This is a genomic window from Pseudomonas sp. NMS19W, from assembly GCF_051554255.1.
GTDB classification, from domain to species: domain Bacteria; phylum Pseudomonadota; class Gammaproteobacteria; order Pseudomonadales; family Pseudomonadaceae; genus Aquipseudomonas; species Aquipseudomonas kribbensis.
The window spans coordinates 3,595,063-3,619,296 of the sequence record NZ_CP136718.1 but is presented as its reverse complement, the minus strand read 5'-3'; the positions used below and the strand labels follow the sequence as shown (position 1 = coordinate 3,619,296).

Here is a 24,234-nt window from a genome sequence, read left to right as displayed (position 1 = left end):
AGGGAGCTTGCAGCATGACCGAAGACGCAAAAGTAAAAGGCCCGGCATCCTACTTTCCTTCAATCGAAAAGAAGTACAGCCAACCGATTGACCATTGGTTGAAGCTGCTGGCCAGCATCACCGACAAGAAACACATGGAACTGGTCGCCTGGCTCAAGACCGAACACGGCATGGGCCACGGGCATGCGAACGCGCTGGTCGCTCATCATCTGGCAAGCGGCAAGAAGTGAGGGCAGGGCACCGATGAACTTGAAACACAGGCCAGTGACGGCCGTCGACGTCAAAACGATTTGCGGCTTTCCGCAGGGCGTACAGGAGTTGTATTTCATGTTCCCGAAGGCGGAATTTCCGTTGACGGAAGCGCAAATGAGCGCTGCGATCAGTCAGCGGTTTGACTCCACGGTGGTCGAGGCGGATGGCGAGATTGTCGGGTTCGCCAACTTCTATCGTGCCGAGCGCCAGGGCATTTGCTGCATCGGCAATGTGATCGTAGCGCCGAGCGCCCGAGGCAAAGGTGTGGCGCGATTTATTGTCGAGACCATGACTGAGCTGGCCTTCGAGCGTTGGGAGGCGAAGGAGGTGCAGTTGTCCTGCTTCAATGAAAACACGGCCGGGTTGCTGCTGTATCCGACGCTAGGATTTGTACCGTTTGATATCGAGGAGCGTGCTTCGCCGGGTGGAGGGCGGACGGCGTTGATTCATATGAAACGCAGCAGAAGACAGGCCGGACTGTTTTCCGCTGGTCAAACAGCGTATTGACATATCGAACAATCTCGATATTCTCGCGGCATGGACCTGATCGAAGTATTCAAAGCACTCTCAAACCCGGTACGGCTTGAAATCCTGAAAGGCTTGAAGGACCCCGAAAAGAACTTCCCCCGCAAGACGAGGGCGACGTTCACACGGTGGGCGTGTGTGTGAGCAGCATTCAAGAGGGCATCGGACTCTCGCAGTCAACGGTGTCCGGCTATCTTGCAACGCTGCAGCGCGTGGGCCTGGTTGAAGTCAGGCGCATCGGTCAGTGGACCTACTACAAGCGCAATGAAGCCAACATCAGCGCCTTGGCTGAGGTCATAGGGAAAGAGCTGTAAAAAAATTTACCGCATGATATCGAGATATCTCGATATCCCTTATTGTCGATACGAGGATTCACCATGAAAGCGATGCTGCTTGAATCATTTGGCAACCCGGAATCGTTCGAACTCTGCGACGTGCCAAAGCCAGTGCCGGAAGCGGGGCAAGTGCTGGTCCGGGTACACGCGACCTCGATCAATCCGCTGGATTACCAGGTCCGACGCGGCGACTACCCGGACCTGGTGCAACTGCCGGCCATCACCGGACATGACGTCTCCGGCGTAGTCGAAGCGGTCGGCCCCGGCGTGACGGCTTTCGCGCCCGGAGACGAAGTCTGGTACACGCCGCAAATCTTCGACGGCCCCGGCAGCTATGCCGAATACCACGTGGCGTCCGCCAGCATCATCGGCAAAAAGCCGCGCTCGCTGAGCCATCTCGAAGCGGCCAGTCTGAGCCTGGTGGGCGGGACGGCGTGGGAAGCCCTGATCGTGCGGGCAGCGCTCAGAGTCGGCGAGAGCATTTTGATCCACGGCGGCGCAGGAGGCGTCGGACACGTCGCCATCCAGCTCGCCAAAGCGATGGGCGCCAAAGTGTTCACCACCGCACGCGAAGCAAACGCCGAGTTCGTTCGCCGCATGGGCGCCGATGTGATCATCGACTATGAAAAGGAAGACTACGTTGACACCATCCTGCGCGAAACCGATGGCCTCGGAGTGGATGTGGTGTTCGACACCATCGGCGGCGACACCCTGTCGCGCAGCCCCGACGCCCTGGCACAACTCGGCCGCGTGGTCTCGATCGTCGACATCGCCAAACCACAAAACCTCGTTCAGGCCTGGGGCAAGAATGCGAGCTATCACTTCGTTTTCACCCGCCAGAACCGCGGCAAGCTCGATGAGTTGAGTGCCTTGGTGGAACGCGGTCAATTGCGGCCACATGTTGGCGCGGTGTATTCGCTTGCGGAGATTCCGCTGGCCCATGCACGGTTGGAGAGCCCCAATAACGGTCTTCAAGGGAAGATTGCGATTGCGGTCGAGCCGTCGCTTTGTGCGGGTTCTATGGGGGATGCGTCATGATTTATGAGATCGCTTTGCTGCCCGTTTATAAAGAACGTGTTGATGAGTTCAGACGTGCACTTGCCGAGGTTGCGCCTTTGCTCCGCCGCGCAACAGGGTACGGCGGGCACATGCTTGCGCAGGGGATTGAAACGCCGGAGCGGTTCAATCTGATCGTGCGGTGGGAGTCGCTTGAGGCTCATACGGAGTTTGAGGCGGGGGAGGATCACAGGGTCTTTATGTTGGGGCTGGAGGGGTATTTTTCGGAGGAGCCGCAGGTTTATCACATTGAGGGGGCGGGTTTTACTGCCCGTGAAGGTGATGAGCCTATTTGGCCCGGAAACTGAAACATGCTTTTGTGATGAGGGCCGGACTGGGTGACAGTCCGGTTTTTGTCTGGAGTTAAACGTGATGCGCATTGGTTGTTTAAATCAGTCCTTCAGTCACACCCGGATGCCCACAGCGCCTTGCGCCGTCCCCTACACCTAAGACAGAATCCGCCGGCTTGTGCGTCTGGACCTCCGACCGTAACTTGATTCCCGTCACTGCCCATCAGTGATCGGGTCTGCAAGCCCGCCGGAAACCAGTCTCACAGCCTGCCAAAAGGATGCTCGTTCGCGTCCGCTCAATGGCGGCTTTGTGCGGGAGACCCTCGGGTCTGCCGGGTGCCTGGTTTCCCGGTCTTGCAGACCCGCACATGGCTGCCACCCATCATCTGCAGTGATGCTGGTAGCTCCTATTGAGAATCAGGAGTTTCACCATGATCAAACCCACACCGAATCCCCCGGAAGCCGATCCGGTTTCCCCCTACAAATTCCCCGACTCCCGAACCCTGAACGAAGCCGCCGAACGCGCGCTCGATCATTACCTGACCCCGCAACAGCGCATCATGGGCAGCCACACCACACACGACCCCATGTTCCTGGCCAACCCGGCCTACAACAGCGAATCCCTGTTGGCCAACGCCAGCGAATCCCTCGATTCCGCCAGCGAAATGCTCAGCAACTTCGCTGCGATCCTCGAGCCCGCTCATCGCAGGACTGCTCTGGGCATCGCCCAAGTGGTCATGGTCGCAGGGCTGGCCGTGAATCAGGCGCTGGATAAAGTAGAGCTGAAAGCGTAGAGGCTGTACGCAAGTAAAAAGGGAGCAGATCCATTACCTGAATCTGCTCCCTTTTTTGTTCGATGAGCTCAGCCGTTGGCGTCTGCTCGCTTTTGCGCCGTCACGATACAAGCCTTGTAGAAATTGGAATGGAAATCGCTGATCGCTTTCTGCTGCAAGCTCTCGCTTGAGTACTGCGGAATCTCGTACGCCTCGCGGATCAACGTCTTGAACACTACACCCACATACTCGTTCTGCTTACCTGCCGCTTCGGCCAGTTCCCACACCGAATCCATGGGCACGCCTTGCTGCCTGCTTTTCATGACCTGTTTGGCCGAGTTTTCTATTCGCTGGCACTCTTCGAGCTCTTCCTGCGGAACAGGAGAGGCGAGAGCGGAAAGGCTGATGGTGAAGGTTATCGCGGCTGCAGCAAGAGATTGTTTGTGCACGAGGTGTCGTCCGTGATTTTGAGGCTGAACCTTATCATTCATGGCGTGGCGCCACCATTGCATGAAGCCAAGCGCTGGCACAGGGCCACGGCTTGCGCCACCCAGCATCGACTGTCACCCTTCGGCCCGTTCTCAAGGATCAGAACGAGGAATCAAGGATTGAGTGGCTACATTCCCAACCCGCCTAAAAACTATCGCAACACCGGCACCAAACCCGTCGATATTCATGCCCAGCGTTGGGCCGAGTATGAGAAACACGGGAAAGAGCCTGCGCGTGCGCCCGAAAAAATCGGCATAGCCCTGCGGATCGGAGTGTTCTTCGATGGTACGGGGAATAATGCAAACAACGCTGCGGCCGGACTTCTGTGCGGCGCTCATCATCCGATTGCGGCTAAAGATATCGATGCCAGTTGCAAGCCGTATATGAGCGATCCGGATAGTAGTTATGGCAATGATGTCAGCAATGTGAAGAAACTGAGCGATCTGTACGAGGCTCCGCGAATTGCTGAAGGTGAGGGAGTTCGAAAGCGTGCCTCCCGCATGATCTACATCGAAGGCATCGGCACTCGTGCAGGTCAAAAAAGACAGCAAGTTGGGCGCAGGTGCCGGGCGAGGTGAAACAGGGGTCGCAGGGAGAGTTCAGTCTTCGTTTACGGCAATTGAGCAACGTATCAGGCAAGTACTGAATGACAATCCGGGCAGTGAAATCAGCTCGCTGACGTTCGACACCTTTGGGTTTAGCCGTGGTGCGGCCGCCGCGCGACATTTCGCCAATGAAGTGGTGCGCTGCAAGCAGGGCCCCTTAGGCGACATTCTTCGCAGCAACGCTGATGCTTTTAGCTCGACTTTCAGTGATCAGTACAAAAGCGATATCAATATGGGCTTTATTGGCTTGTTTGATACCGTTCCCTCCATTGCCGGTTGGTCGAATCTCGGCAATATCAAAAGTTCTGTTGCAACGGGTATCAAGCTCTATCTTGACCGGCGTTATTTCACGGACGTCGTTCAACTGGTTGCGCGGGACGAATGCAGGGCCAATTTCGCCCTCAGTCGCGTGAAGCCTGACCATCAAGAGATTATTCTTCCGGGCGTTCACTCTGATATCGGTGGAGGCTACCTTGAAGAGGCAGAAGAGTGTGTACTCGTCAGCCCGATGCAGACATTGTTGGTGTCAGTAAGCACGGATGTCGTTACAACTTCGATTTACCGGGACGCCATGACGGTGAGAAACGAGTGGTTGGCCAAAGGTTGGCCTTCTGAACTGCTTGAGATTGTGACGCCACCAGCGCTCCTGATGCCAGGCAACCCGGAGGATCGATTAGGCCCGAAAACAAAACGTATATTTGTCGGCGTGCAGCTCAAGCGCCAAGTGAACGGGATGCTGTCGAGAGTTTATTTGCGCGTGATGCACAAACTGGCGAAAGAGAAAGGGGTGCGTTTCAGCGACATTCCCGATACGCCGGAATTATCTATTCCGACAGAGCTTCAGGACCTCAGCGACCGATTTATTTTGGGCAACTACGAAACAACCGCCCAAGAGGAGCAGATGCTCAAGCTGAAGTACATTCACACCTCTGCCAACTGGAACCACCCACTCGGCAGAAGGGATGGTAGTGGCATAAGTGCGGTGTACATTAATGCCCCTACATCAGATGGAATACGGGTGCAGCATCCCCACGTACCGGATTGGACGCTTTGGTAATGAAACTACTTGTAGCCTTGCTCTGCGCAGCGTTGGTGACCGCTTGTCACGCCGACCCACTTTCGGCAAAAAAAGATCCCAAGTCCCCATGGTGGGAGCTGGCATTTACAGAACCTGATTACATGAAGGTTTGGGTTGAAGACACGTCTGTTGAAGACGTTAATGGGGAAGTCTTCTCGCACACTGGCGGAGGATCCGCCGCTGGCGGACAACCTGAAGACGGGACAGACTCCGCCCGAGGTTGGCACGGTGTAGGTAGTACCGGAAAACCAGTGATCGGTGCTGGGCTCCCCAAACGAATTTTTGTTCGTTGGCAATCCATCGTAGAACCGCAAACCTACAAGGTCTGGTTGGACATCCCCGAGGAAGCAAGGCAGCTGATGTATTCAGCTGTCAACCAGCGTTGTGCTGAAACTCCAAACCAGACTGCGAGTTATATGGCTTCTATTTATTTGGGTCTGGCTCCAGGCGGGGTTGTCCAGGTATGGGTCAGAGATTCATGCCACCGTCCGATCAAGGTGGCTAGAGCCCAGGCAGAAATTGAGCCCCTAGGCCCAAGCCAAGGTAAAAATCAGGGACGTTACGCCTATCCGGTCAGTGAAAAATCCAAGCGTTATATCGAAAAATTCGGCATTCCCTTCGGAAGTTGGTAGCTACTAGCGAATGAAGCGATTCATCACCCTGTTTTGTGCATTTTTGATTGCTGGCTGTCATTCGACCGACCCGCTGTCCGGCAAAAACGCCCCCAAATCCGAATGGTGGGAGATGGCTTTTATTGAGCCTGATTACATGAAGGTCTGGGTGGAAGACAGCTCTGTGCAAGATATCACCGGCAAAGTCTTCTCAAGGACTGGCGGCGGCACCGCCGCTGGCGGTGAACCTGAAGACGGCACAGAGTCCGCAAGGGGCTGGAAGGGCGTTGGCGGCAGTGGAAGAAAAGTAGTGGGTGCCGACCTACCCATTCGTATTTACGTTCGCTGGCAATCCATCGTAGAGCAGAAGACATGGCAGGCTTGGGTGGACATTCCTGAGGAGGCCAGGCAACTGATGGTGTCATCTACCAATCAGCGTTGCCCGCAGACGCCTGATCAAAAAGCAAGATATATGGCGTCGATCTATCTGGGGCTGGCGCCTGGTGGTGTCGTGCAGGTTTGGGTCAGAGACTCGTGCCACCATCCGGTGAAAGTGGCCCGAGCCCAAGCCGAGATCGAGCCGTTGGGACCTAGTCAGGGCAAGAATGAAGGGCGTTACGCATATCCGATCAGTGAAAAGTCCAAGCGCTATATCGATAAATTCGGTATTCCGTACGGAAATTGGTAATTCTTGAAGGTCAGGAGTAGGGAAAAATCCATCCCCACTTTTTGAGGACTAAACAGATATATACCAAGGAGCTGCAGTGTCGGTATGAACGTGCTTCAGCTTTTCAGGCAGGAACGGCGTATCGAGCGTGCCCAGTGCTATCGAAACCCAGTCGGCAAACTCACCTTGTGATCGTGACCAGAACAAAGTCGAACCGCATTCCGAGCAGAACTCGCGTAATACCGTCTCCGAAGAAACATAGGATTTAATGCTGGCGGAGCCACGGAGTATGCGAAGTGTGCTTTGCGGAACACTGCCGTACGAAGCGAATGCGGCCCCGTGACCTTTACGACATTGACTGCAATGGCAATGGCTAACTGCTTTTGGTGAGGTGGTTAATTCGTAACCGACGACTCCGCACAAACAGCTTCCCTGGTACACCTCTGACATACGCTTTCCGTTCAGGTGAAAAACGTCAGCGTAACCGTCTCAGTCTGATCAGTCGACCAATCGCTTGATGCCTGAAGTTGGGATTCGGGAAATTAAAACTTTCGCCAGGAGCATCCCGGACAACAGGCTGTTACTGATCAGGCGTGCTCCCCGATACACCACCACTGAACTTCGACTTCATCATCGTCCTGGGTTACATCATGCCCATGCTCAATGAAGTTCTCGGGCACATCCAACGCAAGCCTTTCGCTCAGGTGTATCGGGGCAAGCGAGTTATGCTGCCCCAGAAAACTCAAGTAGTACTCACGGTCATAGAACACTGTCACTTCGCTCTGGTGTAACCAGGGCCATACCACCAGGCAGGCAATGCGGTAGTAACCTTGGCTGCGATCCGCTGCGCGGGAAAGATGAGCCGCTGCTTCGAGCAATTGCTGAACACAGAAGGCCTGCACTTCGATACGTGCTTGCGGACCTTGAACGAGGTTGTTGAGTACCGGGATTTTCCAGTGTGTATAACGCTCTTGCTCATCGCTGCGAGGATGGAACTCGCCGCTAAAACTCGCGGCCCAGTGCTCCAAGGAGCGGAGGTGACGGGGGATGTTTCGGACTTTTTTGTTACTGAGGAACAATCTTCGCAAGGGGATATCCTTATGTGGCTTGATGACCAAACTATTTTTTATACTTATGAAACGAGGATGTTAACGGCAGCCGTCCCCAACCACTCCCCATTAATCGTTACATGCACCGCATGCTCCCCCGCATAGTGCTTCCGCGTAGTGAAGTCCTTAATCACCTGCCGCCGCGCCACAACCTCACTCCCAAACCCCGCCAACACCAACGTCTTCAACTTGAAAACCTTGGCCGAAGTCCCGCCATTCGCCTTCACATAGTCAATCGCATAATCAATCACCAACCGCTGTTCCACTGGCACCACCGACCGCACGGTGAATGACAAAGTGATCGTCTCCCCAAGCCGCACAACCGCCGGTTCAACCTTCACATCCAGCAACTCAACCTCAGCCTTGGCCCCCGCACCAATAACAGTGAGCGCCCGCACATCCCCCTGTTTGATCAAGTTCCGCAACGCATGCTTCGCAATCCACGCGGTGTGTTTGTTTTCCAGCGCCCAGCCCTCAACCGTATCCAGCACCCACTCCGGGTGCTCTTTGGTCACGTCATTCAAATGATTCGCCACGGACTTGCGTACGTACAAACTCTCATCCGCCTTCAACCGATCAAGAATCCCGGCGGCCAGGCGCGGATCGGCCTGCACCGATTCCAGGCGAAACGACCATGGCAGGCGAGGGCGGCTGCCTTCGCTGGCGAGGCGGCGGACGTGGTGGTTTTCGTCTCGGGTCCAGTCGTGCATCCGTTCCAGCGAGCGTTCCAGGTCGCTGCGCAGGAAGTGGCGGATGGCGAATTCGGAGGAGCCGAAGGTGGTGAAGTACTTCAGGGCTTCCATCGAGGTGTCGAATGCGTGCGCGCCGTAGCTCGCGACGTAGTGCGGCAGGCTCATGCTCACGAAGCCGCTGTTCAGTCGTGGGGCGAGTTCGCGCAGTACGGCGAGGGAGTCTGTGTAGTCCAGTGGCAGCACGGCGTGCAGGCTTTCGCTGACGCGGGCCATGCGCTGCATGACCGAAAGGTCGGCGAGGCCGTCGTTGGCGTGTTTGATAAAGGCCTTGGCCTTGAACGCCGGGTACACGGCGCTCATTTCTCTGGCGATGTGTTGCAGGCGTTCGGTATTGAAGATTTCTTTCAGGGCCGGGGCGGTGGTTTCGGTTGTGCTCATGATCAGTTCATCGGGGTGCTGATGAACGCCTGAAGGCATTCGGCGTACGCGGTGTACTGGGCGATGCGTGGGAAGCGTCCGGCGTCGATCTGATCGGGAACGACCAGGCCGGTGAAGCTCCAGGCGATGGCGAGGGTGATGCCGTCCTGCTGGAGGGTGCCATCGGTGGGTAGTGGATGTTTTTGCAGTTCATTTTCGAGGGCGGTGAAGGCGGCAGCGAGTTGGCCTTCGACGCGCTCGACCCACGGCTGATATTGAAGGTCGGCCGGGCGCAGATTGCGTTCATAGTAGAGTTGCACGGCTTTTTCGCAGGCGGCGAGGCCGAGGCCGATCAGGCGCAGGGCTTTTACCCTTTGCGGCAGGTCAGTGGGCAGCAGGGTTTTGCCGGACAGGGCTTCGAGGTAGTCGAGGATCAGCGTCGAGTCGATCAGCACTTCGCCATCGTCGAGGACCAGGGTCGGCGCCTTGACCACCGGGTTGATCTGCTGGAAACGCTCAAAGTGGCGAAACACCGACACCGGATCGTGTTCCAGTTCGATCCCCAGGCACCTGGCGGAGATTGCCACGCGGCGCACGTAAGGGGAGTCCAGCATGCCGATCAGTTTCATGACGCGTTCCTTCAAGTCAAACCGGGGGAGGGCATAACGTAGCCGAGGTTGGGACGATTGTCAGTCCCGGGAACGGGGTTGTTTCTGCCGTCGGCGATTGTAAGGAAATGCGACAAAGCGCCGCTCATCCGCCGTTTGTCTTCTATATACAGCCGCTCGACTGAATTTCTTGCTATAAACGCACTCCGATGAGCGCCGTGGGGCCTGTGTCAGAGCACTTTCCGGGCTTTGTCGGACAAATTCCCTGTATTTACAGTTGCTGAGGCCTCAAACGGGCCTTAGACTGCCGCCCCTTCGTAAATTGAGTGCCGGGTGGCGTTTGCAATAAACGATGCCTTTCCGATGACCGCAGGCGGTTCGCCGGAACGCTCCCTAATTCGCCTTAATGCACGTTTTTTTTATAGAGATATCAATGACAAAGGACAAGTTGCTGGCCATGCCGGCAGATGACTACATGAATGCCGAGCAACACGCTTTCTTCAGCGAGCTGTTGCAGAACATGAAAGTCGAAACCCACGAGCGCATTGAGCAAAACCGTATTGCCATCGAGAGCCTGGACACCCCGGCTGACCCGGCGGACGCCGCCTCGGTGGAAGAAGAGCGCACCTGGCTGGTAAACGCGATCGATCGCGACCAGCGCATGCTGCCTCAGCTGGAACAAGCCCTTGAGCGTATCAAGGAAGACAGCTTTGGCTGGTGCGACGACAGCGGCGAGCCTATCGGCTTGAAACGCCTGCTGATCAGCCCGACCACCAAGTACTGCATCGAAGCTCAAGAGCGTCACGAGCAGATCGACAAGCACCAGCGTCAGGCCTGATTCCTGAGGCGACCCCTTCAATGCGGGTCGTCGCGAAAAGATCGCAGCCTTCTGCAGCTTTTGTTTAAAGCGGCAGAAGGCTGCGATCTTTGCTTTTTCTCGTCTGCCGGAAATCCCCGTGCCGTTCCATTGACCTGCCACAGACCCACGACTAACGGACCATGGATAATGGCCTTGTAGTGGCGTTTAATGCAGTCACAACAATGAGAACAAGCGTGGGGTAACAAAATGACGAGAGATGGATCTCTGGTTGCGGCTCTGCCTGCACCAGTTGTTTTGCCGAAGAATCGCTGGCTGTCGCCGACCCTGCAAAGCATCGCCCTGATGCTGTTGCTGGCCGGGATGACCTTCGGCGCATGGCCGTTATACGTGGACATGCCGCTGGCGGTGCTTATCATCTGGCTGCCGCGCCTGCGCTCCCGTGCAGTCCCCGAAGCGCAGCCGGTCGATAGCAGCAACGCGATGTCCGAGCTGACTCGCGACCTTTCCTACACCACCAGTCATAACGCGCTGTCAGCCGCCGGCGTGGCGTTTTCCGTCAAGGAGCTGGCCGGCAAGCTGCAATCGCAACTCGATGCTGCCGCACAGATCGTCAATAACGCCGAAGTGATGATCGCCACCGAGCAAGCGACATCCCAGCTGAGCCGCGAGGCGCTCGGCGCCGCGAGCGAAGCCCATCACAGCAGTGCGGCGGGGCGCACCGAGCTGGTGGATTCGATTTCGCGCATGCATCAACTCAGTCAGCGCGCCAATGCCAGCCGCGAATTGATCGAAGCCTTGAGCGAGCGCAGCGACGACATTCAGCGCGTGACTCTGGTGATTCAGTCGATTGCCAGCCAGACCAATCTTCTGGCACTGAACGCTGCCATCGAAGCGGCCCGGGCCGGGGAGCACGGTCGCGGTTTTGCGGTGGTGGCAGATGAGGTGCGTGGTCTGGCGGCTCGTACCGCGACGGCCACCGGTGAAGTGGGCGAAATGGTCGCCGACATTCAGCAGCGTACGGCGCAAGTGGTGGAGCAGATCCGCCAGCTCTCCGACGATTTGCACACCGGTGTCGAGCAGGTCGAACACACCGGTCAGCACCTGGAAAACATCGCGCGGCTGGCGGCCGGAGTTGAAAACCAGGTCGGCGAAATCGCCCGGGGCGCCGAAACCAATCGCGAACAACTCGACAGTCTGTTCACCGCCATCGAGCAAATGCGCAGCGATCTGGCGATCAGCGACCAACAGACCCGGCGCCTGGCCGAAGCAGCGGTGCAGATGGAAGGGCAGGCGGAAACCATTAGCGAGCGCTTGGCCGAAGTCGGGCTGGATGATTATCACCAGCGCATCTACGACCTGGCCCGTGAAGGTGCGGGACAGATAGCCGCGCGTTTCGAGGCCGATGTTGAGCAAGGGCGGATCAGTCTCGAGGACTTGTTCGATCGCCAGTATCAGCCGATCCCGAACACTCAGCCTGCCAAGTTCCAGACCCGTTTCGACCGCTACACCGATCAGGTGCTGCCGGCGATTCAGGAACCTTTGCTGCCGCGCCACGAAGGTCTGGTGTTCGCCATCGCCTGTACGCAGCAGGGTTATGTACCGACCCACAATCAGGCATTCAGCCAGCCGCTGACCGGTGATGTGCAGGCCGATACCGTGCACAACCGCACCAAGCGCAAGTTTGCCGATCGCACCGGCATACGTTGCGGCAGTCATCAGCAACCGGTGCTGTTGCAGACCTACACTCGCGATACCGGCGAACTGATGCACGACCTGTCGGTGCCGATCATGGTCAAAGGGCGGCACTGGGGCGGGCTGCGCCTGGGGTACAAACCCGAGAACCCGCGCTGAAGCATTGTTGCCGGAATTGCAATGAAGCTGTACGCGCGTGTTGCTGTTTCCTCTTGATCCAAATCATTAATATGCCTGCATAGTTAGGTAGCTAATGAAGTTGGGAGGTCAGCATGCAATGCAGAGTCGATGTCGCGGTGATGATCGGCAGCGGTGTTCCGGCCGGGCTGCGTGCGATGGGGCAAAGTGTCTGCTGGGTGGTGTTGCTCAACGGTGAGCGGCGGGGCACGGCGTTCGCCAGTCGTGACGAGGCCGAAGAGTGCAGGGCTGCGTGGCTCGCGCAGTTGAAAGACGAGCCAGGCAGCCTGCACTGATTGCGTTTAATGATCGTGGGCCACCCGTGATTCCAGCGAGCGGGCGAGGGCACAGGCAGCGTTGTGATCCTCACGGAAACCTCTTACACGGCCGGTCGACTTTTCCCTGATATGGAAGAAGGCGTTACCGGCCGGAATCACTTGAAACCGCGGTTCCCGGCCACATGACTCTGGTGCGGCGTCAGTGCCAAGGCCTGGGGTATCCAGGACAAAGGGTTGTTCGTAAGCCGCGGCAAAATGCGTCAAAGTGCACATATGAAGTCCTTTTCATGGATTGACCCGCATTTACAGACGGTTGCGGGTAGTCGCAAGCAGCGTCGCTGCTCTAGAATCGCCAACACCTGTTGACGGCATGGCGTTATCTAAAGCAATTTTTTGCGTGCGATATGTCGGAAAAGTGCTTTTCTTGGTGAGTATTTTCCCTAAAGTTTGTAGTCAGTTTTCCCTGGCCGACCGTGAAGCTTTTTCCTTCAACATTTGGAGAACGTCTTTGCAGGTTTCGCGAGCGCCATTCCAGTAGTCTTGTGAACCTCGCGCTGAACAAGCACTTTGCCCGTTCAGGCTTTTATTCGAGTCATTGCGCAATACCATCGGCCTGGCCGTTTTTAACGTCGTGCGCGTTTTTCGCGTGTGGCACTCTTTCAAGTGTGGGGATGTTTCTTTGGCAGTCAGTAACCTCGATATGCATGCTTTGTTCGTGCTGGGTGATTTGCGGGCAAAGCTGGTCAAGCAGTTTCAGTCGCGTTTTGTTTACATCACCGAGCAAAACGCTGAAGGCATTTACGTTGCCGAAATCGACACCGAAAGCGCATTGGTGGTCGATGACAAGCCCGGCCTCAAGCTCAAGGTCGGCGATCACTTCAGCGCTTCGGTATTGCCCAGCCGTGAAGGCGGCAAGATGGATATCCGTTTTCGCGAGATCAAGATGACCGTGTACGGACTGGGCGACTATGCCTTCGTCAGCACCGCCGACGGCCATGCCATCGTGTTCAAGGAAGGCCACAGCGCAGTCACTGTGTTCGCTGCCAATGAGCAATTGCAGGAAGGCCTGACCAAGACCCTGAAAGCCGTCACCGCCAAAGCCGCCAAGTGGCGCAAGGGTGAACTGGTGACCTTCAAGGCCAGCGAGTGACGGCTGTGAGTCGCGCCGATTTCCATTTGCAGAACCTCGACAGCGCCCGCGATGAAGCCCGGCGCCTGTTCGATGCGAAGGCTGAATTGAAGGGCGCCTGGCTCGGCTGGGTCGCCTCGCAGATCTACGCTTTGCAGCCTGCGGAATACGCCAGCATGGTCAGACGCGAGCTTCAACGCTTGCAGGAAATGTCTGAAAAGTAGCCTCGACCGTGGCATGCCCCTGAAAAAGCAGGAACCTCGTCTACAGTCAGTTGACTGAGTATTCAGAGGCTTGTGGTCTTCTGTCAGGCCATCCTGCTATTGCTGTGAACAGCACGAGGTGCAAAGCATGAACGGATTTCGACGGTTGCTGGCCGCTGGGCTGGCCACAATGGGCTTGATGGCTGCAGTGCCGGCGGCCAATTCGGCACAGACCCCGATCCACTTCGCCGACCTGAACTGGGAAAGCGGCAGCCTGATCACCGATGTCCTGCGGATCATCGTCGAGAAGGGTTACGGCCTGCCGACGGATACGTTGCCGGGCACCACCATCACCCTGGAAACCGCGCTGGCCAACAATGACATCCAGGTGATCGGCGAGGAGTGGGCCGGGCGCAGTCCGGTGTGGGTCAAGGCCGAGGCCGAAGGCAAGGTCGCCAGCCTGGGCGATACGGTCAAGGGCGCCACCGAAGGCTGGTGGGTGCCGGAGTACGTGATCAAGGGCGACACCGCCAAAGGCATCAAGCCGCTGGCGCCGGACCTGCGCAGTGTCAGTGACCTGAAGAAGTACAAGGACGTGTTCAAGGACCCGGAAACTCCGAGCAAGGGGCGGTTCCTCAACAGCCCGATCGGCTGGACTTCGGAAGTGGTGAACAAACAGAAGCTCACGGCGTACGGTCTGCAGGATGACTTCACCAATTTCCGCAGCGGTTCCGGTGCGGCGCTGGATGCCGAAATCAGTTCGTCGATCCGCCGGGGCAAACCGGTGTTGTTCTATTACTGGTCGCCGACGCCGTTGCTCGGCAAGTTCAAACTGGTGCAACTGGAAGAGCCGCCGTTCGACGCCGAGGCCTGGAAGACCCTGACGGACGCCGACAACCCCAACCCGAAACCGACCCGTTCACTGGCTTCGAAGCTGTCGATCGGGGTGTCTGCGCCATTCCAGAAGCAATACCCACAGATCGCGGCGTTCTTCAGCAAAGTCGATTTTCCGATCGAGGATCTGAACAAGGCACTGGCTGATATGAGCGAGAAGCACACTCCGCCAAGGCAAGCGGCGGAGGCGTTCATGAAGGCCCATCCGGATGTGTGGCAGGCGTGGTTGCCGAAGGATGTGGCGGACAAGGTTCAGGCAGGTTTATAGCCGTGTGGCGAGGGAGCTTGCTCCCTCGCCACTGTGGTTCAGAAGCGGGTCTGCACGGCCAGTTCAAAGGTGCGCGGCGTGCCCAGGTAATACGCCGGCGACACATGGGCGAATTCGGCATAGACCTCGTTCGTCAGATTGCGCACCCGGCCCGTGACGGTGGTGTGCGAATCGACCTTGTAGCTGAGGAAACTCCCGAACAACGTGTAGGACGGCACGGTCATGGTGTTGGCATTGTCCGCATACACCGACGCCACGTACCGCGCGTCAACCCCGCCTTGCCACTGTGGGGAGAAGTCATAGGTCAGCCACAGATTACCGACCCGGTCCGGCACATTGGTCGGCGTGTTGCCCTTGCGTGAAACCACCACGCCGGCGGCGTTCTTCTCGTTGAACTCATCGTATTGCGCATCGACCCAGGCGAAATTGCCCTCGGCCAGCAGCTTGTCGGTGATCCGCAGGGAGCTGGCGATCTCGATGCCTTTGGAGGTCTGCTGGCCGACCGGAATGCTGTTGGTCGGGTCGAGTGGGTCCGTCACCGCGAAGTCTTTGCGCTCGATGGTGTAAGCAGCCACCGTCGCCGACCCACGTCCGTTCAGGTAGTCGAACTTGCTGCCGATTTCCCATTGCTTGCCCGTTGAAACGTCGAAGTCCTGAGTGCCATTGGGTTGTTCGGCGGCGGTGCTGTATTGCACATAGACGTTAGCTGACGGGATGAACTGGTAGGTCAGGCCGACACGCCCGGTGACCGGTTCCCAACTGCGCTTGAGATGGCGCGGGTTGCTCGCCGTCACCGTGCGATGGTTGGTCACGTCCAGGTCGATGGCGTCGTAGCGCAGGCCGGTGAGCAACGAAAGCTTGTCGGTCAGCGCCAGGCGGTTCTCTGCGAACAGCGCCTTGGTGGTGACCTCGTTGGTCTTGTCGCTGACAAAACCAGGCTTCGTCCCCGGAATGTCATAGAAGTGCCCCGGACGATAATTGTTCGGGTCCACGGTGCTGGCGCCTTTGACATTCAGCGGCGAATTGGTGGTCTGGTTGACCTTGTATTCGAAGCCGCCGGACCAGGTGGTGGCGAGGCCGAACAGGGTGTTGTCGTGGCGCAGTTCGAACTGGTTGCCGTCCTGCTCACCCTGATGCCGCACCTGATAGGCCGTGGAGCGGTTCACCGCGCTGTTGTCGGCGTTGTACTGGTAGGTTTCCAGGTTGCGGTAATCACGCTGGCTGTCGAGGTGATAGAGCGTGTTGCGCAGGGTCGTGCTGTCGTTGATCCGGTAGTCGATGATCGAGCGCACCCAGATCGTCCGCTGCTCGTAGCGACCGTCCTCGACGTTGTAGTTGTTGAAGCGGTTGTGTCTGTCGATCTTCAGTTCGCCAGCCTTGGGATTGAGCACCGGGGTGCCCCAGTACGGGCTGTCTTCGTGTTCGTCCTGATATTCCAGGGCCAGGGTGTGCGACAGGTTCGGCGTCAGATCGCTGAGCAACGAGAACGCCATGCTCCAGGCATCCCGTTCCTGACGGTCGATGTAGCCGTTGCTGGTGTTGTGGCTGACGTCGAGGCGCGCGTAATGCTGCACGTCGGCGCCGGGCTGGCTCAGGGCGTGGTTGAGGCCGAACGCGGTTTCGGTGGTGTCGTAGGTGCCGTAGCTGACCCGGCCTTCGGCGACTTGTTCGTCGCGAGTGGCCAGTTTGGTCACGTAGTTCAGCGAGCCGCCGACCGAGCCGGCTCCGTTGATCAACGACGACGGACCGCCGACCAGTTCCACCCGGTCATAGATCCACGAGTCCACCGGCCGTGCCAGTCCGCCAGAGACATTGATGCCGTTGAACATCTGGGTGATCTGGCTGCTGGTAAAGCCGCGATAGGAGACGAAGCCGCCAAAGCCCGGTGGGGCACTAGCGTTGACGCCAGGCAAGGTGTTGGCTGCGTCCTGGAAGTTTTGCGATCCATGACGCTCGATGTCGTTGCGATTGGCGATGGCCACCGAGGCCGGGGTGTCGCGCACGCTCAAACCAAGGCGTGAAGCCATGCCGCTGGACTGGTCGAGGCTCAGCCCCGGCTCGGCGGCGGACTCGCCGTCAATGGTGATCGGCGCCAGATCCACGGTGGATTGGGCCCAGGTGTTGACGGACAGGCAGCCGCACAGGCTCGCCAGCAAGGTAAGTTGTTTCATCGATTGAATCCTGAATGCTTGTCTAGGAGTCAGCGCACAGGCGAACGCCGCGCGTTGGCGCAGTGAGCTGACAAATCAAAAAGGCAAAGGCACTCAGGCGAGCGGCGGGGCGCGGGGATTGGCCGAAGGCCAGGTGAAGCGGGCAGGGAGGTCGGCACTGACGATGACCGGCAGCGGCGGGCTGTGTTGTTCCGGCAGGATCGCCAGCGTCAGGCTGGAGTTGAACGCCGGGCCCATGCCGCCGGTGGAGCACAGCGGGCAACCGAAAGCCTTGGCCAGGGTTGGCAGTTTTTCTTCCGCGGGATTGGACGCGAGTGGCGCCTGGGTGCTCGAGTCGACGGCGCAGAACTGACCGCCGATACCGTTGAGCTGCATCCCGACCATTTGCCCGTGACCGATGCTGCAGGCGAACACGTTGAACAGGACGCAGCAATAGAGCATCCAGGCCAGCAGTGAGCGATCGGAACGGGTGAATTTCATGGGGCGGCACTTTACCGCACCGCCGACCGGTCGTGCACATGGAAAAATGCCGGCTAGGATGTTTTGTTCAAGCCTCTTGAAAGGATTCTCGACCATGACCTTTGTGTTGGCTCAATGGCTGGTGACGATATTTGCGGCGATCAGCCTGATGCATGTGTATTGGGCGATGGGTGGGCAGTGGGCGGCCGTGGCGGTGATACCGCAGGTTCCGGTGGATAACGGCGGGCAGGCCCTCAGGCCGGCGTTCAAGCCGTCAGGCTGGATCACGCTGGTGGTGGCGGTGGCCCTGCTACTGATCGCCGCACTGGTGTGCATGAGGGTGGGCTGGTGGTTTTCGCCGGTGCATCACTGGGCGTTGCAATGGGTGATCAGTGCGATTGCGCTGTTGATGTTCGCGAGGGCGATCGGCGATTCGGAGCTGGTGGTTTTTTTCAAGGAAGTGAAGGGATCGCGGTTTGCCCGGCTCGACACTTGGGTCTACTCGCCGCTGTGTCTGATATTGGGAGCCGGGCTGTTGGCCGTTGCCTGGATCTGGCTGCCGCTCTCGGTGCGTCGGCTGCTCACTTCAGCCGGCACATCGTCCCCGGCCATGCGCTTGCGGAACAACGCCGCTCGCGCCAGCAGCAGGGTGGTTACCGGCACGGTGATCGCCAGCAGGATCGGGATCAGCCACGCGTGCAGCACCGGCCCGGACTTGAGCGCGGAAAAACAGATGATCGACGCCAGTGCCACGCACCACGCGCCGAGGGTCGAGGCCAGCGCCGGCGGATGCATGCGCTGGAAGTAGTCCTTCATTCGCAGCAGACCGGTCGCGCCGATCAGGGCAAACACCCCGCTGAGCACCAGCAGGATCGCCACCGGGATTTCCACCCACAGAGACAATTCAGCGTTCATTCGATCACCTCGCCACGCAGGAGGAATTTCGCCAGGGCAAACGAGCCGACAAAACCGAACAGCGCGATCAGCAGTGCCGCTTCGAAATAGGTGTCGCTGGAGTAACGAATTCCCAAGGTCAGCATCATCAGCATGGCGACGATGTACAGGTAGTCCAGCGCCAGTACCCGGTCCTGTGCCGACGGCCCTTTGAACAGGCGAATCAGCGTCAGCACCATCGCCAGCGAGAACAGGAACAGCGTCAGCAGAATCGCATTCGACAGCAGCGGGCTCATTCGAAAATCTCCATCAACGGCTGCTCGTAAGTGACCTTGAAGTGCTCGATGAATTGCGCCTCGTCATCCAGATCCCAGACGTGCAGCAACAGAATGCTGCGGTCCAGCGCCAGCTCCGACCACACGGTGCCGGGCACTACCGTACAGATCATCGACAGCGCCGCCAGACCGTTGGCATCGCGCAGGTCCAGCGGCACCTTGACGAATCGTGAGCGGGGCGGCCGGCGACCGGCGTTGAGAACGCCCCAGGCAACCTGCAGGTTGGAGACGATCACGTCACGCCCGACCAGCAGGAACAGGCGCAGGATTGTGCCGGGGCGGCGGATATGGATCTGTTGCGGGCGCAACTTGCGCATCATCAGTGGCGCGCAGAAACCCAGCGCCGCCCCCAGCAGCAAATTGCCGGGGCTGATCGACAGGTTCAGCACCAGCCACAGCAACCACAATGCCAGCGACAGCCACGGAGCAGGAAACAGGCGCTTCATGGTTGCACCTCCAGCAGCGCTGCCTTGGCTTCCGGGCTTGGTACGGCGCGGGTGCCAAGCACCGCCATCACGTATTGCTGCGGGTTGTTCAACGCGTCTGCGGCGGCCTGGGTGTAACGCAGCAGCGGTTCAGCCTTGAAGGTCAGGGCGATGCTCAGGCCGAGCAGCAGGAAAATCGGCGTGCATTCCAGTTTGCGCAGCACGGGCGACGGGCGCTCCTCTGGCGACCAGAAGCGCTGGATGCCCAGTCGCGAGAAAGCCATCAACGAGCCGAGTCCGGTGAGGATCAACAGTGCCAGCAACGCCCATGCAGCATTCGAGATCGGTTCGCCGGTGCCGAGCCCCAACGGATTGAGCAGGGCGCCGATCAGGCTCAGCTTGCCGATGAACCCCGACAGCGGCGGCATGCCGATGATCAGCAGTGCGCAGGCAATGAAGCTCAGACCGAGAAACGCCATGGTCCACGGAATCACTTGGCCGACCACGGCTTTCTGGTCATCGTCGAGGTTGATGCCCTTGACCGGCGGCTGCCATTGCTGCGGACGCGGCAGCAGTTCGTTTTCGTCTTCCAGCGGCACTTCGACGGCGGTGCGCGAACGTTCGATCAGTTCCGCCAGCAGGAACAGTGCGCTCAGTGCCAGGGTCGAGCTGACCAGATAGAACAGCGCAGCGCCGATAAGGTTCGGCTGGGCGAAACCCACCGCTGAGAGCAGAATCCCCGCCGACACCAGAATGCTCAGGCTGGCCATGCGTTCCAGGCGCTGTGCGGCGATGATCGCCACGCCGGCGCAAAGCATGGTCGCCATGCCGCCGTAGATCAGCCAGTCGCCGCCAAAGTAGGCGGAAGCGCCAGCCTGTCCGGAGAACAGCAGCGTCCACAGGCGCAGCAAGGTGTAGACGCCGACCTTGGTCATGATCGCGAACATCGCCGCCACCGGGGCGCTGGCCGACGAATAGGCCGGCACCAGCCAGAAGTTCAGCGGCCACATCCCGGCCTTGGCCAGGAACGCCACCGCCAGAATCGCCGCGCCGGCATGCAGCAAACCACGGTCGGCTTCCGGCACCAGCGGAATCTTCATGGCGAGGTCGGCCATGTTCAGCGTGCCGGTGACGCCGTAGATCAGCGCCGCGCCAATCAGGAACAACGACGAGGCCAGCAGGTTGATCGAAATGTAATGCAGCCCCGACGACACCCGCGCCCGGCCCGAGCCGTGGAGCAGCAAACCGTAGGACGCCGCGAGCAGCACTTCGAAGAACACGAACAGGTTGAACAGGTCCGCCGTCAGGAACGCGCCGTACAGGCCCATCAACTGAATCTGGAACAACGCGTGGAAGCTCGATCCGGCGCCATCCCAGCGGGCCATGGCGAACAGCAGGGCGCTGACGCCGATGATCCCGGTCAGCACCAGCATCAACGCCGACAGCCGATCGACCACCAGCACGATGCCGAATGGTACTTGCCAGTTGCCCGGCAGGTAGACGCCGATGGAACCGGGTACACCGGTGGTCTGGGTCCATTGCAGCAACAGCAGGGAAACCACAAGGCCCAGCATGGTGGAGAACAGGTTGATCTTCGCCTTCAGCGGCCGGTGCTTTTCGCCGAGCATCAGCATGATGGCGGCGGTCAGCAGCGGCAGCAGGATCGGTGCGGCGATCAGGTGTGTCATCGCCGTCATTCCTTGGGCTCCCTACCGTCAACGTGGTCGGTGCCGGTCAGGCCCCGCGATGCGAGCAATACCACGAGGAACAGCGCGGTCATGGCGAAGCTGATGACGATGGCCGTCAGTACCAGTGCCTGGGGCAACGGGTCGGTGTAGTTGAGCAGGTCCTGCGGTACGCCGTCCTTGATGATCGGCTCCTTGCCGATGAACAGGCTGCCCATGCTGAAAATGAACAGATTGACGCCGTAGGACAGCAGGCACAGGCCCATGACCACCTGGAACGTCCGTGGTCGCAGGATCAGCCAGACCCCGGACGCAGCGAGTACGCCGATGGCGATTGCGATGACTTCTTCCATCAGACGGCTCCTTTGATGGCAGCGGTTTTGTGACCCCGGACCGATTGGTGGGCGAGGGCGGTGAGGATCAACAGTGTCGAACCGACCACCACCGCGTACACGCCGATGTCGAAGAACAATGCACTTGCGATATGGATATCGCCCAGCACCGGCAGACTGAAGTGCCAGGTATGCGTGGTGAGGAACGGATAACCCACCAGCATTGCGCCGAGACCGGTGACCGTGGCGAGCAGCAGTCCGGTACCCATCCAGCGCAACGGTCGCAGGCTCATTTGCGCCTCGACCCACTGGGTGCCGGCGACCATGTATTGCAGGATGAACGCCACCGACATCACCAGACCGGCAACGAAACCGCCACCCGGCTGGTTGTGCCCACGCATGAACAGATAGAAAGACACCACCAGTGCAATCGGCAGCAACAGGCGCACCAGCACCGCCGGCACCATCATGAAGCCGAGCGCGGTGTCGCTGGCCGAACGCGGGTTGACCAGATCGGTGACCACGTCCGGCGCCAGCAGGCGTTGCTGGGCTGGCAGTTGCAGGCTTTCTTTCGGCGGGCGGAAGCGGCGCAGCAGGGCGAACACGGTCAGCGCCACGGCCACCAGTACGGTGATTTCGCCGAGGGTGTCGAAGCCACGGAAGTCCACCAGCATCACGTTGACCACGTTGCTGCCGCCACCTTCAGGCAAGGCGCGGCTCAGGTAGAACGAGGAAATGTCGTTGGGTGTCTGCCGGGTAAGCATCGCGTAGGACAGCAAAGCCATGCCACCGCCGACGGCAATCGACAACAGCAAGTCGCGCAGACGACGCACACGGGCCTTGCGCAGACTGCTTGGCAACGGCGAAACCTCTTCGATCCGCCGTGGCAGCCAGCGCAGGCCGAGCAGGATCAGTACCGTGGTCACCACTTCGACTACCAGTTGCGTCAGGGCCAGATCCGGCGCCGAGAACCAGACGAAGGTCACGCAGGTCATCAGACCACAGACGCTGACCATGGTCAGGGCGGCGAGACGGTGATACTTGGCCTGCCACGCGGCGCCGAGGGCGCAGGCGATTGCCAGCAGCCACAGGGTCACGAACACGATGGAGCCCGGAATTTTCGGCCGGTCGCCCCAGCTCAGGCTGCTGTGCAGCATCGGGATCAGACCGGCGAGCACCGCCGCCAGCACCATCAGGAACAGCTGGGTTTGCAGGCGTTTGGTACCGATCCGCCGCTCCAGTCGCCGAGCCAGACGCATCATCGCGACGAGGCTGCGCTCGAACAGACGCTTGCCGTTGAAGCGGCCCACCAGTGGCGGGAACTTGAAGCGACCGCGTTTGAGCTGATTACGCAAGAGCAGATAGACCACGATGCCGCCGGACATGGCGATCAGGCTCATGATCATCGGGGCGTTGAGACCGTGCCAGATCGCCAGGCTGTACTCCGGCAGCACGCCACCGACTACCGGCAGCGCGGCGGCCGCCAGCAACGGGCCGACGATCTGGGCCGGGAAGATCCCGACCAGCAGGCAGGTGAACACCAGCAGCTCAACCGGTGCGCGCATCCAGCGTGGTGGCTCGTGCGGGGTGTGAGGCAGGTCGGTGGCGGTGGGCCCGAAGAACACGTCGACGGTGAAGCGCAACGAATAGGCAACGCTGAACGTACCGGCGATGGTCGCCACGATTGGCAACGTCGCTTCAACCCACGCGGTGGCGTTGATGAACACGGTTTCGGCGAAGAACATCTCTTTCGACAGGAAACCATTGAGCAGCGGCACGCCGGCCATGGACGCACTGGCCACCATCGCCAGGGTGGCGGTGAACGGGATCAGTTTGAACAGGCCGTTGAGCTTGCGGATGTCGCGGGTGCCACTTTCGTGGTCGATGATCCCGGCGGCCATGAACAGCGAAGCCTTGAAGGTCGCATGGTTGAGAATGTGGAACACCGCGGCGACCGCTGCCAGAGGACTGTTCAGGCCCAGCAGCAACGTGATCAGGCCGAGGTGGCTGATGGTCGAGTAGGCCAGCAGGCCCTTGAGGTCGTTCTGGAACATCGCGCAGTACGCGCCGAGCAACAGAGTGGCGGCGCCAGCGCCGCTGACGATGTAGAACCATTCTTCGCTGCCGGACAGCGACGGCCACAATCGCGCAAGCAGGAAGACTCCGGCCTTGACCATGGTCGCCGAGTGCAGATAGGCCGAAACCGGTGTCGGCGCCGCCATCGCGTGGGGCAGCCAGAAGTGGAAGGGGAACTGGGCGCTTTTGCTGAGGGCGCCGATGAGAATGAGGGGAAGCAGGATGGGGTAGAGGGCATGTGCACGAATCAGATCGCCGGCGGCCAGGACCTTGTCCAGGTCATAGCTGCCGACCACATGGCCGAGGATCATGACCCCCGCCAGCAGGCATAGTCCTCCCGCGCCAGTGACCATCAACGCCATGTAGGCGCCGCGCCGGGCGTCGTGACGGTGGTGCCAGTAGCCGATCAACAGGAACGAGAAGAGGCTGGTCAGCTCCCAGAAAAACACGATCTGGATCAGGTTGCCGGAGATCACCAGCCCGAGCATGGCGCCCATGAAGGCCAGGAAGAACGCGAAGAAACGCGGCACCGGGTCATCCGGCGACATGTAATAACGGGCATATAAGGAAACGAGGGTGCCGATGCCCAGCACCAGCATCGAGAACAGCCAGGCGAAGCCGTCCATGCGCAGGACGAAGTTCAGCCCCAGGCTGGGCAACCACGTGAATTCTTCGCGGATCACGCCGCCGTGGGCGATTTGCGGGTACAGCAAGGCGACCGAGACAGTGCCGATCAGGGCGACCAGGCCTGCCAGCAGGGATTCGGCGTTACGTGCGTTGTGCGGCAGCACGGCTGCCAGACAGCTGCCCACAAAAGGCAGAAGCAGTAGAACTATCAGGGACATAGGCTTCTAATCTGCGGAAGTTTGTGAAGCATCATACGTGCCAG

The 24,234-nt window shown here is 59.2% G+C and carries 27 protein-coding genes and 3 pseudogenes; 16 read left to right on the top strand and 14 right to left on the bottom strand.

The features are described 5' to 3' along the window. The first annotated feature begins 14 nt into the window (after window positions 1-14). The 6 genes and pseudogenes from R1A29_RS16380 (at window position 15) to R1A29_RS16355 (ending at window position 3,252) form a co-directional block, all read left to right on the top strand. A complete protein-coding gene (locus R1A29_RS16380) occupies window positions 15-230 on the top strand; it encodes a DUF4287 domain-containing protein (protein ID WP_438298919.1) in 216 nt (71 codons plus the stop codon). A gap of 13 nt (window positions 231-243) precedes the next feature. Further along, a complete protein-coding gene (locus tag R1A29_RS16375; RefSeq protein WP_438298918.1) occupies window positions 244-759 on the top strand; it encodes an N-acetyltransferase family protein in 516 nt (171 codons plus the stop codon). Window positions 760-789: 30 nt separating this feature from the next. After that, a pseudogene (locus R1A29_RS16370) lies at window positions 790-1,091 on the top strand (ArsR/SmtB family transcription factor). 63 nt (window positions 1,092-1,154) lie between these two features. Then, the gene (locus tag R1A29_RS16365; protein ID WP_438298917.1) at window positions 1,155-2,150 is read left to right on the top strand and encodes a zinc-dependent alcohol dehydrogenase family protein; all 996 of its coding nucleotides are present in this window, start codon (window positions 1,155-1,157) and stop codon (window positions 2,148-2,150) included. After that, window positions 2,147-2,476 carry an antibiotic biosynthesis monooxygenase family protein gene (locus R1A29_RS16360; protein ID WP_438298915.1) on the top strand — a complete coding sequence of 110 codons (330 nt, stop codon included), beginning with the start codon at window positions 2,147-2,149 and terminating at the stop codon, window positions 2,474-2,476. Before R1A29_RS16365 ends, R1A29_RS16360 begins: the two co-directional genes overlap by 4 nt. A 413-nt stretch (window positions 2,477-2,889) precedes the next feature. After that, window positions 2,890-3,252, top strand: coding sequence for a DUF6124 family protein (locus R1A29_RS16355; RefSeq protein ID WP_438298914.1), 363 nt, complete (start codon window positions 2,890-2,892; stop codon window positions 3,250-3,252). A 68-nt stretch (window positions 3,253-3,320) separates the two neighbouring features. Here R1A29_RS16355 and R1A29_RS16350 read toward each other — a convergent pair whose 3' ends face one another. Further along, the gene (locus tag R1A29_RS16350) at window positions 3,321-3,788 is read right to left on the bottom strand and encodes a hypothetical protein (RefSeq protein ID WP_438298913.1); all 468 of its coding nucleotides are present in this window, start codon (window positions 3,786-3,788) and stop codon (window positions 3,321-3,323) included. Between the two features lie 51 nt (window positions 3,789-3,839). On the opposite strand from R1A29_RS16350, the pseudogene R1A29_RS16345 reads away from it, so the two are divergent. From R1A29_RS16345 to R1A29_RS16335, 3 genes and pseudogenes are all read left to right on the top strand, one after another. After that, window positions 3,840-5,382, top strand: a pseudogene (locus R1A29_RS16345) (phospholipase effector Tle1 domain-containing protein). Continuing rightward, on the top strand, window positions 5,382-6,035 hold the full coding sequence (locus R1A29_RS16340; RefSeq protein WP_438298912.1) for a DUF2931 family protein: 654 nt from the start codon (window positions 5,382-5,384) through the stop codon (window positions 6,033-6,035). Before R1A29_RS16345 ends, R1A29_RS16340 begins: the two are co-directional and overlap by 1 nt. A 10-nt stretch (window positions 6,036-6,045) precedes the next feature. Beyond that, complete coding sequence (locus R1A29_RS16335; RefSeq protein ID WP_438298911.1) at window positions 6,046-6,702, top strand: DUF2931 family protein; 657 nt, start codon at window positions 6,046-6,048, stop codon at window positions 6,700-6,702. Between the two features lie 48 nt (window positions 6,703-6,750). Here R1A29_RS16335 and R1A29_RS16330 read toward each other — a convergent pair whose 3' ends face one another. From R1A29_RS16330 to R1A29_RS16315, 4 genes are all read right to left on the bottom strand, one after another. Then, window positions 6,751-7,131: a GFA family protein gene (locus tag R1A29_RS16330; protein ID WP_438298910.1), complete on the bottom strand. Its 381-nt coding sequence runs from the start codon at window positions 7,129-7,131 to the stop codon at window positions 6,751-6,753. Between the two features lie 137 nt (window positions 7,132-7,268). Then, the gene (locus R1A29_RS16325) at window positions 7,269-7,769 is read right to left on the bottom strand and encodes a DUF3916 domain-containing protein (protein WP_438298909.1); all 501 of its coding nucleotides are present in this window, start codon (window positions 7,767-7,769) and stop codon (window positions 7,269-7,271) included. 44 nt (window positions 7,770-7,813) lie between these two features. Then, window positions 7,814-8,920 (bottom strand): DNA alkylation repair protein, encoded by a 1,107-nt coding sequence (locus tag R1A29_RS16320; RefSeq protein ID WP_438298908.1) that lies wholly within the window; start codon window positions 8,918-8,920, stop codon window positions 7,814-7,816. 2 nt (window positions 8,921-8,922) lie between these two features. Beyond that, on the bottom strand, window positions 8,923-9,528 hold the full coding sequence (locus R1A29_RS16315) for a glutathione S-transferase (RefSeq protein WP_438298907.1): 606 nt from the start codon (window positions 9,526-9,528) through the stop codon (window positions 8,923-8,925). Window positions 9,529-9,940: 412 nt separating this feature from the next. On the opposite strand from R1A29_RS16315, the gene R1A29_RS16310 reads away from it, so the two are divergent. The 3 genes from R1A29_RS16310 (at window position 9,941) to R1A29_RS16300 (ending at window position 12,492) form a co-directional block, all read left to right on the top strand. Continuing rightward, window positions 9,941-10,345 carry a TraR/DksA family transcriptional regulator gene (locus tag R1A29_RS16310; RefSeq protein ID WP_007935965.1) on the top strand — a complete coding sequence of 135 codons (405 nt, stop codon included), beginning with the start codon at window positions 9,941-9,943 and terminating at the stop codon, window positions 10,343-10,345. A 228-nt stretch (window positions 10,346-10,573) separates the two neighbouring features. Next, window positions 10,574-12,178 (top strand): methyl-accepting chemotaxis protein, encoded by a 1,605-nt coding sequence (locus R1A29_RS16305; RefSeq protein WP_438298906.1) that lies wholly within the window; start codon window positions 10,574-10,576, stop codon window positions 12,176-12,178. A 113-nt stretch (window positions 12,179-12,291) separates the two neighbouring features. Continuing rightward, a complete protein-coding gene (locus R1A29_RS16300) occupies window positions 12,292-12,492 on the top strand; it encodes a hypothetical protein (RefSeq protein WP_134826374.1) in 201 nt (66 codons plus the stop codon). 6 nt (window positions 12,493-12,498) lie between these two features. Here the strand turns inward: R1A29_RS16300 and R1A29_RS16295 are convergent, their stop codons facing one another. Further along, the gene (locus R1A29_RS16295) at window positions 12,499-12,747 is read right to left on the bottom strand and encodes a hypothetical protein (RefSeq protein ID WP_438298905.1); all 249 of its coding nucleotides are present in this window, start codon (window positions 12,745-12,747) and stop codon (window positions 12,499-12,501) included. A 406-nt stretch (window positions 12,748-13,153) separates the two neighbouring features. On the opposite strand from R1A29_RS16295, the gene R1A29_RS16290 reads away from it, so the two are divergent. The 3 genes from R1A29_RS16290 to R1A29_RS16280 all read left to right on the top strand — a co-directional run bounded on the left by R1A29_RS16290 (window position 13,154) and on the right by R1A29_RS16280 (window position 14,968). Further along, window positions 13,154-13,624: a hypothetical protein gene (locus tag R1A29_RS16290; protein WP_085711422.1), complete on the top strand. Its 471-nt coding sequence runs from the start codon at window positions 13,154-13,156 to the stop codon at window positions 13,622-13,624. A 5-nt stretch (window positions 13,625-13,629) separates the two neighbouring features. Continuing rightward, window positions 13,630-13,827, top strand: a complete 198-nt coding sequence (locus R1A29_RS16285) for a hypothetical protein (protein ID WP_119427404.1) — start codon at window positions 13,630-13,632, stop codon at window positions 13,825-13,827. Window positions 13,828-13,954: 127 nt separating this feature from the next. After that, on the top strand, window positions 13,955-14,968 hold the full coding sequence (locus tag R1A29_RS16280; protein ID WP_438298904.1) for an ABC transporter substrate-binding protein: 1,014 nt from the start codon (window positions 13,955-13,957) through the stop codon (window positions 14,966-14,968). Window positions 14,969-15,006: 38 nt separating this feature from the next. On the opposite strand, the gene R1A29_RS16275 is transcribed toward R1A29_RS16280, so the two are convergent. Continuing rightward, the gene (locus R1A29_RS16275) at window positions 15,007-17,139 is read right to left on the bottom strand and encodes a TonB-dependent receptor (RefSeq protein ID WP_438298903.1); all 2,133 of its coding nucleotides are present in this window, start codon (window positions 17,137-17,139) and stop codon (window positions 15,007-15,009) included. Window positions 17,140-17,232: 93 nt separating this feature from the next. Further along, window positions 17,233-17,619: a DUF2946 domain-containing protein gene (locus R1A29_RS16270; protein ID WP_438298902.1), complete on the bottom strand. Its 387-nt coding sequence runs from the start codon at window positions 17,617-17,619 to the stop codon at window positions 17,233-17,235. Between the two features lie 94 nt (window positions 17,620-17,713). Here R1A29_RS16270 and R1A29_RS16265 point away from each other — a divergent pair. Beyond that, a pseudogene (locus tag R1A29_RS16265) lies at window positions 17,714-18,151 on the top strand (DUF3995 domain-containing protein); the annotation flags it as partial. Here the strand turns inward: R1A29_RS16265 and R1A29_RS16260 are convergent. The 6 genes from R1A29_RS16260 to R1A29_RS16235 are packed head-to-tail and all read right to left on the bottom strand — an operon-like array spanning window position 18,097 to window position 24,190. Next, window positions 18,097-18,513, bottom strand: a complete 417-nt coding sequence (locus R1A29_RS16260; protein ID WP_438298901.1) for a Na+/H+ antiporter subunit G — start codon at window positions 18,511-18,513, stop codon at window positions 18,097-18,099. The pseudogene R1A29_RS16265 and the gene R1A29_RS16260 sit on opposite strands and share 55 nt — an antisense overlap. Then, window positions 18,510-18,788 (bottom strand): K+/H+ antiporter subunit F, encoded by a 279-nt coding sequence (locus R1A29_RS16255; RefSeq protein WP_003225959.1) that lies wholly within the window; start codon window positions 18,786-18,788, stop codon window positions 18,510-18,512. Before R1A29_RS16255 ends, R1A29_RS16260 begins: the two co-directional genes overlap by 4 nt. After that, window positions 18,785-19,273 carry a Na+/H+ antiporter subunit E gene (locus tag R1A29_RS16250; RefSeq protein ID WP_114883726.1) on the bottom strand — a complete coding sequence of 163 codons (489 nt, stop codon included), beginning with the start codon at window positions 19,271-19,273 and terminating at the stop codon, window positions 18,785-18,787. Before R1A29_RS16250 ends, R1A29_RS16255 begins: the two co-directional genes overlap by 4 nt. Beyond that, window positions 19,270-20,949 (bottom strand): monovalent cation/H+ antiporter subunit D, encoded by a 1,680-nt coding sequence (locus tag R1A29_RS16245; protein WP_085731959.1) that lies wholly within the window; start codon window positions 20,947-20,949, stop codon window positions 19,270-19,272. Before R1A29_RS16245 ends, R1A29_RS16250 begins: the two co-directional genes overlap by 4 nt. Continuing rightward, window positions 20,946-21,290 carry a Na+/H+ antiporter subunit C gene (locus R1A29_RS16240; RefSeq protein ID WP_003192163.1) on the bottom strand — a complete coding sequence of 115 codons (345 nt, stop codon included), beginning with the start codon at window positions 21,288-21,290 and terminating at the stop codon, window positions 20,946-20,948. The genes R1A29_RS16245 and R1A29_RS16240 overlap by 4 nt, the downstream gene beginning before the upstream one ends. Further along, window positions 21,290-24,190, bottom strand: coding sequence for a monovalent cation/H+ antiporter subunit A (locus R1A29_RS16235; protein WP_438298900.1), 2,901 nt, complete (start codon window positions 24,188-24,190; stop codon window positions 21,290-21,292). Before R1A29_RS16235 ends, R1A29_RS16240 begins: the two co-directional genes overlap by 1 nt. Window positions 24,191-24,234: the final 44 nt, after the last annotated feature.